This is a genomic window from Accumulibacter sp., from assembly GCF_016789985.1.
Classification (GTDB): Bacteria; Pseudomonadota; Gammaproteobacteria; order Burkholderiales; family Rhodocyclaceae; genus Accumulibacter.
The window spans coordinates 1-13,583 of record NZ_JAEUOL010000087.1 but is presented as its reverse complement, the minus strand read 5'-3'; the positions used below and the strand labels follow the sequence as shown (position 1 = coordinate 13,583).

Annotated in this window: 11 protein-coding genes and 1 tRNA gene; 3 read left to right on the top strand and 9 right to left on the bottom strand. The window is 61.7% G+C overall.

Going from position 1 to position 13,583, the window contains the following annotated elements; translation table 11 throughout:
• The 3 genes from JNK99_RS05230 to JNK99_RS05220 form a co-directional block, all read right to left on the bottom strand.
• Positions 1–1,125: serine hydrolase (locus tag JNK99_RS05230; protein ID WP_291849641.1), on the bottom strand; the 1,125-nt coding region annotated here is incomplete at its 3' end.
• Positions 1,126–1,251: 126 nt separating this feature from the next.
• Positions 1,252–2,385 carry a patatin-like phospholipase family protein gene (locus JNK99_RS05225; RefSeq protein ID WP_291849638.1) on the bottom strand — a complete coding sequence of 378 codons (1,134 nt, stop codon included), beginning with the start codon at positions 2,383–2,385 and terminating at the stop codon, positions 1,252–1,254.
• 106 nt (positions 2,386–2,491) lie between these two features.
• Positions 2,492–4,792 (bottom strand): NADP-dependent malic enzyme, encoded by a 2,301-nt coding sequence (locus JNK99_RS05220; protein ID WP_291849635.1) that lies wholly within the window; start codon positions 4,790–4,792, stop codon positions 2,492–2,494.
• Positions 4,793–5,146: 354 nt separating this feature from the next.
• Here JNK99_RS05220 and JNK99_RS05215 point away from each other — a divergent pair, with 354 nt between their 5' ends.
• Both JNK99_RS05215 and JNK99_RS05210 read left to right on the top strand, forming a co-directional pair.
• Positions 5,147–6,985 carry a phosphoenolpyruvate carboxykinase (GTP) gene (locus tag JNK99_RS05215; RefSeq protein WP_291849631.1) on the top strand — a complete coding sequence of 613 codons (1,839 nt, stop codon included), beginning with the start codon at positions 5,147–5,149 and terminating at the stop codon, positions 6,983–6,985.
• A gap of 107 nt (positions 6,986–7,092) precedes the next feature.
• Positions 7,093–8,253: a pyridoxal phosphate-dependent aminotransferase gene (locus JNK99_RS05210; protein ID WP_291849628.1), complete on the top strand. Its 1,161-nt coding sequence runs from the start codon at positions 7,093–7,095 to the stop codon at positions 8,251–8,253.
• 61 nt (positions 8,254–8,314) lie between these two features.
• On the opposite strand, the gene ampD is transcribed toward JNK99_RS05210, so the two are convergent.
• The 6 genes from ampD to JNK99_RS05180 all read right to left on the bottom strand — a co-directional run bounded on the left by ampD (position 8,315) and on the right by JNK99_RS05180 (position 13,293).
• Complete coding sequence (gene ampD, locus JNK99_RS05205) at positions 8,315–8,896, bottom strand: 1,6-anhydro-N-acetylmuramyl-L-alanine amidase AmpD (protein ID WP_291849624.1); 582 nt, start codon at positions 8,894–8,896, stop codon at positions 8,315–8,317.
• The gene (locus tag JNK99_RS05200; protein WP_291849622.1) at positions 8,893–10,263 is read right to left on the bottom strand and encodes a sigma-54 dependent transcriptional regulator; all 1,371 of its coding nucleotides are present in this window, start codon (positions 10,261–10,263) and stop codon (positions 8,893–8,895) included. The genes ampD and JNK99_RS05200 overlap by 4 nt, the downstream gene beginning before the upstream one ends.
• Positions 10,257–11,855, bottom strand: coding sequence for a HAMP domain-containing sensor histidine kinase (locus JNK99_RS05195; protein WP_291849618.1), 1,599 nt, complete (start codon positions 11,853–11,855; stop codon positions 10,257–10,259). The genes JNK99_RS05200 and JNK99_RS05195 overlap by 7 nt, the downstream gene beginning before the upstream one ends.
• The gene (locus JNK99_RS05190) at positions 11,856–12,086 is read right to left on the bottom strand and encodes a PP0621 family protein (protein WP_034913873.1); all 231 of its coding nucleotides are present in this window, start codon (positions 12,084–12,086) and stop codon (positions 11,856–11,858) included.
• Between the two features lie 143 nt (positions 12,087–12,229).
• Positions 12,230–12,306: transfer RNA gene (locus JNK99_RS05185), tRNA-Pro, on the bottom strand.
• An 18-nt stretch (positions 12,307–12,324) separates the two neighbouring features.
• Entirely contained in the window at positions 12,325–13,293 is a 969-nt protein-coding gene (locus tag JNK99_RS05180; protein ID WP_291849608.1) for a polyprenyl synthetase family protein, read from the bottom strand.
• 173 nt (positions 13,294–13,466) lie between these two features.
• On the opposite strand from JNK99_RS05180, the gene JNK99_RS05175 reads away from it, so the two are divergent.
• On the top strand, positions 13,467–13,583 hold a 117-nt coding region (locus JNK99_RS05175), incomplete at its 3' end, for a bL21 family ribosomal protein (RefSeq protein ID WP_291849644.1).

The following is a 13,583-nucleotide window of genomic DNA, read 5'->3' as shown; positions in this document are numbered from 1 at the left end:
CACCGGCTTGTCTGCCACCCGAGCCTGCATCACCAGGCACTTGCCGGCTTCCTGAATGTAGCCTGTCTTCGACAGACCAATTTCCCAGGTCGGACTGCTGACCAACTGATTGGTATTGTGGAAGTCGAGTTCGCGGCCTTTCACCTCGGCGCGCACTCCCGGTGTGGTCGAGAACTCGCGAATCAGGGGATAGCGGTGTGCGGCCGCCACCATACGTGCCAGATCATGGGCCGTCGACACGTTGTTGCTGCTCAAGCCGGTCGGGTCCTCAAAACGTGTATTGGCCATACCGAGCGACGCAGCCTTACGATTCATCGCCGCCACAAACGCCTGCAAGCCTCCCGGATAGTGACGTGCGAGAGCATGCGACGCGCGATTCTCGGAAGACATCAGTGCCAGCAACAACGCTGTCTCGCGCGATATCACCGTTCCCACGCCGAGACGCGAACGGCTACCGCGCAAATAGTCGACATCCTCATCACCGATGGCGATCGGGGCCTGCAGATTTGGTAGGCTGTCAAGCACCACCATCGCCGTCATCAGCTTGGTAATCGATGCTATGGGCACCACGGCGCTGGCGTTCTTTTCATACAGCAGCTCTCCCGCATCCTGTCCGATCACCAGCGCCGACCCGGATTGCACCGCCAATCGTCCGGGATCCTGCCAGAGATCGGCGCTGTTGGCGAGCGCTCGCGTCAGGTGGCGTTTCTGTGCACTGTGGCTTGCCTCCGGGCTGGCCGGATGGACAGTACCACTCCTGCTACGCGCGGCAGGAACACGCTCGGCTTTTGCCACGACAATTGCCGGCTTGCCTTTCCGGGCCGCCGGCGCAGCCGACAGCTCTTGCCTGGTCTTGACTGCAGTTTGCGTAGTCTTGCCGGCCGCTGCCGCAGGGGCACTCGAAGTCTTTGGCGTGGCCGACGCGGCCAGGCGCTTTCCGGCGGCCGGCTCGGCCTTTACCGCCTGCGCCGGCGATTTGGCCGGACTTTTCTCGGCAGCCGTAGTGGTTTTCCCCTTCGGTGAAGCAGTCTTTCCCTTGGCCTGCTCAACCGCATGCAGGCTGCCCGTCGGTACAACGGTGGTTGCCGCAATGGCAAACAGCAAACCAACTGATCTGAGCGTCATCCGCATTGCAAGCCTCCCGCGCGATTCAATGTTCAGGGCAATTCTACAGCACTTCCGAACCTCAAGGCCATAGACGATCAAAAATAAGGAGATACATGAACTATGTAATGTAGCACATGATGCGCCTCAAGCGGCAAGAAAAGACTTGATCTCGTCCCGTCGGGCCATCGCATCCTTGTAGCCAAGATCGATCAGTGCATTGGTATAGGCCTGTTCGAAAAGCAGGTAGCTGGTCAGCGCACCCCCGTGCCGATTCATCGCACCCAGGCCACGCAACAACATCCTCACCGCCCAAGGGAGCGCGCCGGCATGCCGTGCTGCGAGGCAATCGAGACGCTCTGACGGGCTGATCACCAGCGACCGTACCGGTCGCAAGGAAATGTCGCCGCTCGCCTGCAGGTTTCGCGGGATTTTCGACAGGGTTTCGTTGATTCGCTCCAGCCGTTCCAGGTCAACCGCGAGGCTATCCAGAAAGATGGATGACAACGCGTGGCCAGCAATCTGCGCCAAGGTCGGATAGACCTGCGAACTCTGTCGCGGCATCCCGTCATTGGCTTGCCCGACGCCGACCACCAGGACCTTCTCGGCTCCCAGATGGATGGCGGGCGACAGCGGTGCAAGCTGGCGCATCGATCCGTCGCCAAAGAATTCCCGGTTGAGATGCACCGCGGGGAAGAAAAAAGGGATGGCGCTCGATGCCATCAGATGCTCGACCGTCAGGTGTGCGCGACAACCGGCGCGCTGCTTCCGCCGCCAGGTCGGAACCTCCGGGTGGGCCTGAAAGAAACTGATCCCGTCGCCTGTCGTATAACCCGATGCCGTGATGCTTACTGCGTAGAGCGCACCGCTTTCAAGACAGCGATCGATGTTACGGAACTCCAGCTTCTCTGCGAGCAGTTTCCGCAAGGGCTGATTGTCGAGCAGTGCACGGGGGCTGCCTCCGGTTGCCCAGCCCAACAGCAAGCAAGCAAGCCAGCGCGCTCCGCCGAACCCGATGCCGAGCACGTCGGCACGATAGATATGGCCGGCGTGCATGTTCCGCCACACCTCGGCCAGAGACTCCACGGCAGCACTGAAGTTTTTCGCATAGCATGCCAGCGTCCCGGCATTGACCGCACCGGCAGAAGTCCCACAAAGAATCGGAAAAGGATTCTCGGTCGGATTGCCAAGCAGGTCGCGAACGGCAAGCAGCACGCCGACCTGATAGGCGGCGCGCGCGCCGCCGCCGCCGAGTACCAGTGCAGTCCTGCCATTCGCCATTGCTTCAGACCTTGCGCACCCGAACCATCAAGTCGCACAAAACCGGTTGGCGGGATGGCAAGGCCAACCGGCCGGGTGGATCGGACAACGGACTGCGACGACTCGGTCAGCGTTCATTCATCAACTTGTCTACCACCGTCAGCGCCGTCATGTTCACGATCCGTCGCACGGTCGCGGTCGAGGTCAGTATATGCACCGGTTGCGCGGCCCCCAGGAGGACCGGTCCGATTGTCAGGTTGTCGCCGGAAGCGATCTTGAGCAGGTTGAACGAGATGTTGGCCGCATCCAGGGTCGGCATGATCAACAGGTTCGCCTGCCCCTTCAGGCGCGCGTCACTCGGAAAAACCCGCTGCCTGATGTGATCATCGAGTGCGGCATCACCATGCATCTCGCCCTCGACCTCCAGGCGCGGCGCGCGCTCCTTGAGCAGCCTCAGCGCTTCACGCATCTTGCATGCGGTCGGCGTGTTCTCCGAGCCGAATGACGAATGCGACAGCAAGGCCACTCTCGGAGTCACACCGAAGCGCCGAACCTCGTCTGCCGCGAGCAAGGTCATGTCGACCAACTGCTCCGCCGACGGTTCGTAGTTGATGTAGGTATCGGCGATGAACAAGGTGCGATCGGGCAACACCAGCAAGCTCATCGCATAAAGATTACGCACCCCAGGCGCCAGACCGATGACGCTCTCGACGTATTCGCGGTGCACGTCGTGACGCCCGAAAGTGCCACAGATCAGTCCGTCCGCGTCACCCATGCGCACCATCATGGCGCCGAACAACGATGCACGCCGCCGCACCTCGCGCCTGGCGAACTCCGCCGAAACACCCTTACGCTCCATCAAGAGTCGGTATTCGCGCCAGTACGACTCGAAATGCGTGTCAAAGAATTCGTTGTTGTCCGCGTAAACGATGTCGAAATCGTTCTCGGGGCTGACGCGCAGGTTCAGCGCATCGAGCTTGCGCATGATTTCGCGCGGGTCACCGATCAGAATGGGGCGCGCGATACCTTCATCGACGATCACCTGGATGGCCCGCAACACCCGATCGTCTTCCCCCTCGGCGAAAACGACACGTCTCGGCGCCTGCTTGGCCTGCGAGAAAACCGGCTTCATGATCAGGCCAAAGTGGTAGACGAATTCATCCAGGCTGTCCCGATAGGCCTCGATATCCCTGATCGGCCGGCTTGCCACTCCCGATTCCATTGCCGCCTCGGCGACCGCCGGCGCGATCTTGCCGATCAATCGTGGATCGAACGGATTGGGAATCAGGTACTCAGGGCCGAAATTGGCATGCTTTTCCCCGTAGGCCTTGACGGCGACTTCCGACTGCTCGACGCGTGCCAGTTCGGCAATCGCCCTGACTGCTGCCAGCTTCATCGCCTCGGTAATGGTCGTCGCTCCGACATCAAGGGCGCCGCGAAAAATGAACGGAAAACACAACACGTTGTTTACCTGATTCGGATAGTCCGAACGACCGGTGGCAATGATTGCGTCGTCGCGCACGGCCCTGACGTCCTCGGGCTTGATCTCGGGATTGGGGTTGGCCAGAGCCATGATCAGTGGCGCCGGGGCCATCGCCGCCACCATCTCGGGTTTGAGCACGCCGCCAGCCGACAAGCCGAGGAAGACGTCTGCCCCGGCGATCACCTCAGCCAGGGTGCGGGCATCGGTCCGCTTGGCGTAGCGTGCCTTGACCTCGTCCATCTCCTCGACACGCCCCTCGTACACCAGTCCCTTGATATCGGTCACCCAGATGTTCTCGACCGGGACACCGAGCATTACCAGCAAATCCAGACAGGCGAGTGCGGCGGCGCCGGCCCCCGAGGTGACCAGCTTGACCTGGCTAATTTCCTTGCCCTGCAGGAACAGTCCGTTGAGAATCGCAGCGCCGACAACAATCGCGGTACCGTGCTGATCGTCGTGGAATACCGGAATCTTCATCCGCTCGCGCAACTTCTTCTCGACGTAGAAGCACTCCGGCGCCTTGATGTCTTCGAGGTTGATGCCGCCGAAGGTCGGCTCCAGAGAGGCAACGATTTCCACCAGGCGATCGGGGTCGCGTTCATCGATCTCCAGATCGAAGACGTCGATGTTGGCAAATTTCTTGAACAACACCGCCTTGCCCTCCATTACCGGCTTGGCGGCCAGTGGGCCGATCGCTCCGAGGCCCAATACCGCCGTGCCATTGGTGATCACACCGACCAGATTGGCCCGCGAGGTGAGCGTGCTGGCTTCACCGGGAAGCGCGACAATCTCTTCGCAAGCCGCTGCCACGCCTGGAGAGTAGGCCATTGACAGGTCATACTGGTTGGCCAGTTGCTTGGTCGGCTGGATTGCCACCTTGCCCGGCTTCGGATTCCGGTGGTAGAACAGTGCCGCGGTGCGTAGCTGGTTTTTTTCTTTGTTCATCTTGACTCTCCTCAAGCGTATCGAGCCACAGCAGGTGCCCATGGCTCGCAGGCGGTCATCAGCGACCGGGGGCGATGCTTCTCCGCGGCTTCTCGACAGCGCGCTTCTTCGTGTCGACCGTGAGTGCAGATCGTACCTGTGGCATAATTACACAAACCCTCAAATCCTTGTAGCACCAACGCCTAGCATGCTGACCTCCCCCCTGCTCTGGGCTTGTTTCTCGCCAACCGCGACCGACGCGTCGCACCCGACTGGGCTGGACAGACCGTTCCGGTTCCGGGCCATTCAGGTTTGGCTCTGCGCGCCGCTGCACGGTGACTTCCGCTCCTCTACCTTCCTTCGAGAGTGATGACCATGAACCAGACTGTTTCCATCAACGCCCCCGACTACGTCAAACATGAGCGCCTGAAGCAATGGGTTGCCGAAATCGCGGCGCTCGCCGAGCCGGCCCAGGTCGTCTGGGCCGACGGTTCACAGGAAGAATACGATCGCCTGTGTGCCGAACTGGTCGAGGCCGGCACCTTCATCAAGCTCAAAAAGCGCAAGAACTCATTCCTCGCTTTTTCCGATCCGTCCGATGTTGCCCGGGTCGAAGACCGCACCTACATCTGCTCCGAGAAGAAGGAAGACGCCGGCCCAACCAACAACTGGGAAGACCCGGCCAAGATGCGAGGCATCCTCAGCGGCCTCTTCAAGGGCTGCATGAAGGGCCGTACGATGTATGTCATTCCGTTCTCGATGGGTCCGATCGGCTCGCCGATCGCCCAGATCGGCATCGAGATCACCGACAGCGCTTACGTCGTGGTGAACATGCGCATCATGACCAGGATGGGCAAGGACGTGTTCCCGGTGCTCGGTACCGACGGAGTGTTCGTACCATGCGTACACTCGATCGGCGCGCCGAAGGAGCCCGGCCAGAAGGATCCGCGCTGGCCGTGCAACCCGACCACCAAGTACATCGTGCACTATCCCGAGACCCGCGAAATCTGGTCATACGGTTCGGGCTACGGCGGCAACGCGCTGCTCGGCAAGAAATGTCTGGCCCTGCGCATCGCTTCCAACATGGCACGTGACGATGGCTGGATGGCCGAACACATGCTGATCCTCGGCGTCGAATCGCCGGCCGGTGACAAGCACTACGTCGCGGCAGCTTTCCCGTCGGCCTGCGGCAAGACCAATTTCGCCATGCTGGTACCACCGCAGAGCCTAGGCGGCTGGAAAATCACGACGATCGGCGACGACATCGCCTGGATCAAGCCACGCAAGGACAAGGACGGCGTCACCCGCCTCTATGCGATCAACCCGGAAGCCGGCTTCTTCGGCGTTGCTCCCGGCACCAACGACAAGACCAACTTCAATGCCATGGCCTCGCTGGCCGAGAACACCATCTTCACCAACGTCGCGCTGACCGACGACGGTGACGTCTGGTGGGAAGGCATGGGCCCGGCGCCGGCCCACGCCATCGACTGGCAGGGCAACGACTGGACGCCGGAAATTGCCAAGGAAAAGGGCACCAAGGCAGCACACCCGAACTCCCGCTTCACCGCCCCGGCCGCACAGTGCCCGTGCATCGACGAGAAATGGCAAAGCCCGGAGGGTGTTCCCATCTCGGCGTTCCTGTTTGGTGGCCGTCGCGCCTCGACCGTGCCGCTGGTCTGCCAGACGCGCGACTGGGAGCACGGCGTCTACGCCGCCGCCACGCTCGGCTCGGAGACCACCGCCGCCGCCTTCGGGCAGCAGGGCGTCGTCCGCCGTGACCCATTCGCCATGCTGCCCTTCTGCGGCTACAACATGGCCGACTACTACAACCATTGGCTGAAGATGGGCAGCGTTGCCGACAAGCCGGTGCCGATCTTCATGGTCAACTGGTTCCGCATGAACGAGCAGGGCGGATTCGCCTGGCCGGGTTTCGGCGACAACGCGCGTGTCCTGAAATGGATCATCGAACGCTGCGAGGGCAAGGTTTCGGCGCGGGAAACCACGCTCGGCTGGATGCCGAACTACGAGGATATGGACTGGTCCGGCACCGACTTCTCGAAAGACGAGTTCGCCGGCGTCACCAGCCTCGACAAGCAAGCCTGGATGAGCGAACTGGAAGGCGTCAAGGACTGGTTCGGCAAAATGGGCGACAAGCTGCCGAGCAAACTTGCAGCGATCCGCGACGAGTTCGAAAAAGGATTCCAGGCCGCCTGAGCTTGACCAAAGCAGGTCAGGAAGGCCGCCTCCGGGCGGCCTTTTTACACCTGCACCAGGCCTCGCGCCCAGACTACCCGCCCAACCCCAAACCGCCAGCCAAGACCATGCCCAGCTTTCCCGCACGCCGCCTTGCCGACATCGCCCCCTTCCACGTCATGGAGTTGATGGCGCGCGCCAAGGCACTGGAAGCAGAAGGACGCGACATCATTCACATGGAAGTCGGCGAACCCGACTTCCCAACCCCGCAACCGATGCTGGCTGCGGCCCAGGCGCACATCGCCACCGGTCGCGTCGGCTACACGGCAGCGCTCGGTCTGCCCGAGCTGCGCAGCACCATTGCTGCCTTCTACACGACACGCTACGGCATCGATGTATCGCCCTCTCGCATCGTCGTGACGGCCGGCGCATCCGGCGGGCTGTTACTAACCATGGCCTGCCTTGCCGAAACCGGCAGCCAGTGGCTGCTCACCGACCCGGGTTATCCGTGCAACCGCAGCTTCGTGCGCAGCTTCGGTGGCCTGCCGGTCGGGATTCCGGTCGGTCCCGCCAGCAATTTCCAGCCGACCCTTGATGACCTCGAACGACACTGGAATCGGCACACCGCCGGCGCGCTCCTGGCGTCGCCAGCCAATCCCACCGGCACCCTGCTGGCAGACGAGGTGCTGGTTGCGATCGCCAATTTTGTCCGGCAACAGGGAGGGCAACTGATCGTAGACGAGATCTACCACGGACTGACCTATGAGCGTGAGGTGCCCACCGCCCTAAGGTTTGGCGATGACATTTTCATCGTGCAGAGCTTCTCCAAGTACTTCAACATGACCGGCTGGCGACTCGGCTGGCTGGTCGTTCCCGAGCGGTTCGCCCGCGCCATCGAGAAGCTGGCGCAGAATCTCTTCATCGCGCCCTCGACACCGGCTCAACACGCGGCACTGGCAGCCTTCGCTCCGGCCACGCTAAGCATCCTCGAAGGACGCCGCCAAGAGTTCAAGCGCCGGCGCGACTTCCTGGCGCCAGCCCTCGAGAAGCTCGGGTTCCGCCTTGCCGCCAGACCGGAAGGCGCTTTCTACATCTACGCGAATTGCGCAGCGCTGACCCGAGACAGCGATGATTTTGCTCGCCAACTCCTGGAATCGGCGGGCGTCGCCACCACACCCGGCCGCGACTTCGGCAGCAACGCGCCAGACAAGCATTTGCGCTTCGCGTACACCACCGACGTCGAACGCCTGGCCGACGCGGTGGACAGGATCCACCGTTTTCTCGGCTGAATGTCATCACCTCGACACGTCCGAGAATGTCGCAGGAGCGAGACAACGAACACGGCGCATTTCAGCCCGGCACCCCTGGCAGCCTGCCGAGCGTGGCCAGGCGCCGCCAGTCAAAGAAGGGACCAGGATCCGTCTTGCGACCGGGCGCCACGTCACAATGACCCGCCACAGCCTCGATCGGGTAGTGTGCACACAGCCGTCGGAGCAGTTCCTGCAGGCCACCGTACTGCGCTTCCTCGAACGGCAGCTCGTCACAGCCCTCGAGCTCGATGCCCAGGGAAAAGTCATTGCAGCGCGACCGCCCCTGCCAGGAGGACAGGCCGGCATGCCAGGCGCGCTGCCGACAGGAAACGAACTGGATCAGGCCCCCATCTCGCCTGATGAGGAAATGTGCCGAGACCCGCAGGCTGCTGATCGTCTCGAAATAGGGATGCGCCGCCGGGTCGAGCCGGTTGGTGAACAGACGCACGATTTCGTCACCACCGAACTGAGCGGGCGGCAGGCTGATCGCATGCACGACGATCAGCGACACCACCGCCCCGTCGGGACGCGCATCGCAATTCGGCGAAGCGACGCGCAACGCGCCGTCCAGCCAGCCATCACCGTCTATCCCCGCGGCCGGTTCGGAAAAAGCTGCCGTCATTCCTCGATCCCGAGGCGCTCGATTCGGTAACGCAGCGAACGAAAGCTCACGCCCAACAGCCTGGCCGCCGCCGTCCGATTGAAAGCTGTCTTCGCCAATGCTTCAAGAATGGCCTGTTTCTCGACCCGATTGATGTAGTCGTCAAGGCTCTCTCCCTCCCGTCCAAGACTGTCGCGGACCGCCATCGCTGGCGCCAGTTGCAGATCATCAAGCACCACCGTGTCACCGTTGCACAGCGCGGTGGCGCGCTCCAGGATGTTCTCGAGCTCGCGCACGTTGCCCGGAAAGCTGTAGGCTTGCAGCGCGTTCGCCGCCTGCCGATCGAGGCGCGGCGGCTGCGCTCCGCAGAGCCGCCGCAGCAGCGCTTCCACCAGCGGCTCGATATCCTCGCTACGCTCGCGCAACGGGGGCATTCTGAGTTCGATGACGTTCACCCGATAATACAGATCCTGGCGAAAGGTTCCCGCCTCGACACAGTCCTTGAGCCGGTGATGGGTTGCCGAGATGATGCGCACATCGACCGCTTCTTCGGCAGTGTTGCCGACCTTGCGTACCCGCTTCTCCTGTATGGCGCGCAGCAGCTTGACCTGCATCGGCAACGGCAGATCGGCAACTTCGTCGAGAAACAGCGTCCCCCCTTGCGCCGCCTGAAAAAACCCCTCGCGATCGCTCTCCGCCCCGGTAAATGCTCCCTTGCGGTAACCGAAAAACTCGCTCTCCATCAGGTTCTCGGGAATCGCTCCGCAGTTCACCGGAATGAAGGGGGCCGTGCGGCGTGCGCTGTGATCATGTATCAGGCGTGCCGCCAGTTCCTTGCCGGTACCCGACTCACCGGAGATATAGATCGGTGCCTGACTCCGCGCCAGCTTGTCGATCATTTCCCGGACCTGGCAAATTGCCGCCGATGGGCCGATGAGACGCGTCGCCGCGCTGGCGGGCGGTGCACCGTCCGCCGCAGCACCGACCCGCGGCAGATCGAGCGCCGATTTGATCAGACTGCGCAGTTGATCCAGCGCCACCGGCTTGGCCAGATAGTCGAAGGCTCCTGCTTTCAGCGCGGCGACCGCGTTCTGGGTGTTGCCGAAGGCGGTGATCACCGCTACCGGTGTTTCGCCGTAACGCTCGGCGATCAGCCTTACGATCTCCAGGCCATCGCCGTCAGGCAGACGCATGTCGGTAAGACATAGTTGATAGCGTTGCTGTTCGAGGAACTGCCTCGCTTCGGTCACCGTAGCCGCACAATCAGCCGAGAGTCCCATGCGCGCCACCGTGAGATCGAGAAGTTCACGAATGTCCGCCTCATCATCGACCACCAGCACACGGATCAGATCGCCGCGCGGGCGACGTTGCACCTTGCCTGTCAACAACCGACCGCCCTCCCCAAGAGACGAAAATCCGCGCCGGGACCTGAACCCTGGAGCTCGAGCTGCGCTTCATTTGCCTCGCACAGCTCGCGCGCAATATACAGCCCCAGACCGGTGCCGCGATGATGGGTGGTGAAAAACGGCTCGAATATCTGTTCCCGGCAGTCGTCGCCCACGCCCGCCCCATCGTCAATCACATGCACTTCCACCTGACCTTCAAGCTTGCCATCGCGTATCAGGAGAAGCACGCTCCCCACCTTGCGCTGCGAATGACGCAAGGCGTTGCTCAGCAGGTTCCACAATACCTGATGGATGTGTGAGCGATCGAAGCAGAGAGTCGCCATGCCGGAAACATCAAGCCGGACCAGGTCCGGTGGCAGATGTTCCTTGCCCAGCGATTGCTCGACAAAGGACGGCAGAAGCTGGCGCAGGTCAATCGGCTCGCGGTAGACGCGATCGCGACGCCCAAGCTCGAGGACATCGCTCACGATACGCTCGAGGCGCTGCGTGTTGTCCAGCAGTATCCGCAGCAGGCGTTCGTACAACTCGCCACGTCGCTCTTCGCGCATGAGTTCACCGGCATGGCTGATCGCCGACAGCGGGTTGCGAATCTCGTGCGCGATGTTCGCGGTCAGGCGCCCCAGAGCAGCCAGCTTGATCTGCTGCGCCTGCTCGCGAAGGCGACTGACATTCTCCAGAAAGACCAGCACATCGCTCTCGGTACTGGCAGTGCCGACGAACCGGGCGCGCAAGTGCATGCCGGTGGCTGGAATACGCAACAATACTGCATCTTCGCCGTGCTGGTGAGACCAGTCCGTGTAGGCCTGCGACAGCTCGGGCGAGCACTCGCCGAGACCCGGTTGCCGGCCACCATCAGCCACCGCCAGCAACTGTCTGGCGCGCGGATTGCTCTGCGTTACCCGGTCGTCGCCCCTGAGGACCAGAACGCCCTCCTGCATTTCTTCAATGACGCGCTGACTGATCACCATCTGATTGTTGACCTCGACGCCACGCTGGCGCGCCAACTCTTCGTTGGCCAGCACGCGACGCGCCAGCAGGCGGGCCGAAATGGCTACGGCAAAAAAACCGATGCAGAATACGCCGGCGTGAAAGAAGCCGGCTGCATCGAGGTCGTTCAGCCAGCCGCGATAAGATTGTTCGAACAAGACCGCGATGGTCGCCATGGCGGCATAGAAAAGCACCAGTCGACCCTGTCCAACCAAGCCGGCACCGGCGAGGGTAACCAGCAGCATCGAGCCGAGCCCACTACCCAGCCCCCCACCGATGTGGATCAGCAGTGTCATGACCAGCACATCGACCAGTACGCTCGCCGTCACCTGCGTACTCGCGTGCTGACGATAGCCATAGGCCAGAATCACAGACAGCGCAGCGCTGACCAAGTAGCCGCCAGCCAGCAGCAGATGCTGCAGGCCCTGGTGCGGAGTGAGCACCGGAAAGGCTGACGGATAGAGCAGCGTCGAAGAGAGCAGTAGTGTGGCGACCGTCAGGCGATAGAGATTGAAATAGCGCAGCGACTTCCAGTGCGTCTCGGAAAAGCGTTCCCGGCCGCCGCCCGCGGTGTTCGACATCGCCATTCAAACGTCGTCGGAACGCGACTCACGTAGATGTGCGGCACTGCAATAATAACGACCATTGGCCAGTATGCTCTCGCCGATCGGCTGATTGACGCCGCAGCGGGCACACTGGACCATGCGCTCGGCCTCACGCCCGTGGCGCGGGGGAGTCGTGTGGTCCGTCTGTCGCAGCTTGCGCCAGATCCACCAGACGCACAGCCCCAGCACGATCAGCAAAAGGTATTTCGTCATTTCCGGAAAAGTCCTGCAGAACAGCCAAGCATAGCAGAAGACCGGGAACACGTCCGGCGCAGCAACACGTCGGAGAACTGCAGGAGTGGTGGCGCCCGGAGCGGCTGGCTCCCAAGCATAAGGCAAGGCTGACAGGCAACGGTTGGTCGGGGCGAGAGGATTCGAACCTCCGACTCCTGCGTCCCGAACGCAGTACTCTACCAGGCTGAGCTACGCCCCGACCGATGCGACGACAGCGCTAATGACTTCTAGCAACCGCGAAGAGGCATAATTCTAACAAGGAATCCTTGTATTGAGAAGCGGGAAGGAGTTCCAACGACCGCGCGGCAAGCTCGGCCTCGGCAGCCGCCTGTTGCCTGGAATACTCCAGAGCGCCGGTTGCACGGATCGCCGCCAGGACCTCGGGCAAGTCGTCACGACCACCGTTTTCGATGGCGCGCCGCACGCTGGCGACCTGATCGGAATTCCCGTTACGCAGAACGAAGATCAGCGGCAGGGTTGGCTTGCCCTCTGCCAGATCGTCACCCAGATGCTTTCCGGTCTCCAGTTCGGCGCCCGAGTAATCGAGGACATCGTCGATCAACTGAAAGGCGGTCCCCAGGTGACCTCCGTACACCGCCATCGCCTGCTCGATCGCCGATCTCGCGCCGCCAATGATTGCGCCCAGTTGTGCCGCTGCCTCGAACAGCTTGGCAGTCTTGTAGCGAATCACCTGCAGATAGTCCGCTTCGTCAACGTCCGCATCGTGGCAATTCATCAACTGCAGCACTTCACCCTCAGCGATGACGTTGGTGGCATTCGACAACACCTGCATGATGCGCATGTCGTTCACCGCCACCATCATCTGGAATGCGCGCGAGTACAGAAAGTCGCCAACCAGGACGCTCGCCGAATTGCCGAATATCGCGTTGGCCGTCTCGCGGCCGCGCCGCAGATCCGAAGCATCGACCACATCATCGTGCAGCAAGGTAGCCGTGTGGATGAATTCGATCACCGCGGCAAGTTCGTGATGATGCGTGCCACGATAGCCCAGGGCGCCCGCCGAGAGCAGGACGAGAGCCGGCCGCAGTCGCTTGCCTCCACTGTGCACGATGTACTCCGCCACCTGCCGCACCAGGGTGACGTCGGAGTGCAGGCGCTGATGGATGACCGCATCCACAGCCTTCATATCCGGCCCGATCAGGTTATAGAGTTGCTCCATTCTCACGACACGGCACCCTGGCACAAAAACTTCCGGATCTTAGGCGCCGCCCTCTCCTGCGTCAAGCCGGGCGTTCCCGAAGCAATCGAAAAGGCTTTGACGAGCAGCGAAAAATAAGTAGAATGCGCGGTTCTTCGCTTCATTTTGTTCAGTTTCCATCTAGCCATTTGGAGTCCAACATGTACGCGGTCATAAAAACCGGTGGCAAGCAGTATCGCGTTGTCAGCGGCGAAAAATTGAAAATAGAACAGATACCGGCAGAAGTTGGCGCAGAAATCAGCCTCGACCAGATCCTC

What these genes read in the sequence shown, in the direction of transcription:
- JNK99_RS05225 (WP_291849638.1), bottom strand. Translation starts at nt 2,385, where the DNA reads ATGGCGAATGGCAGGACTGCACTGGTACTCGGCGGCGGCGGCGCGCGC.
- JNK99_RS05220 (WP_291849635.1), bottom strand. Translation starts at nt 4,792, where the DNA reads ATGAACAAAGAAAAAAACCAGCTACGCACCGCGGCACTGTTCTACCAC.
- JNK99_RS05215 (WP_291849631.1), top strand. Translation starts at nt 5,147, where the DNA reads ATGAACCAGACTGTTTCCATCAACGCCCCCGACTACGTCAAACATGAG.
- JNK99_RS05210 (WP_291849628.1), top strand. Translation starts at nt 7,093, where the DNA reads ATGCCCAGCTTTCCCGCACGCCGCCTTGCCGACATCGCCCCCTTCCAC.
- ampD (WP_291849624.1), bottom strand. Translation starts at nt 8,896, where the DNA reads ATGACGGCAGCTTTTTCCGAACCGGCCGCGGGGATAGACGGTGATGGC.
- JNK99_RS05195 (WP_291849618.1), bottom strand. Translation starts at nt 11,855, where the DNA reads ATGGCGATGTCGAACACCGCGGGCGGCGGCCGGGAACGCTTTTCCGAG.
- JNK99_RS05190 (WP_034913873.1), bottom strand. Translation starts at nt 12,086, where the DNA reads ATGACGAAATACCTTTTGCTGATCGTGCTGGGGCTGTGCGTCTGGTGG.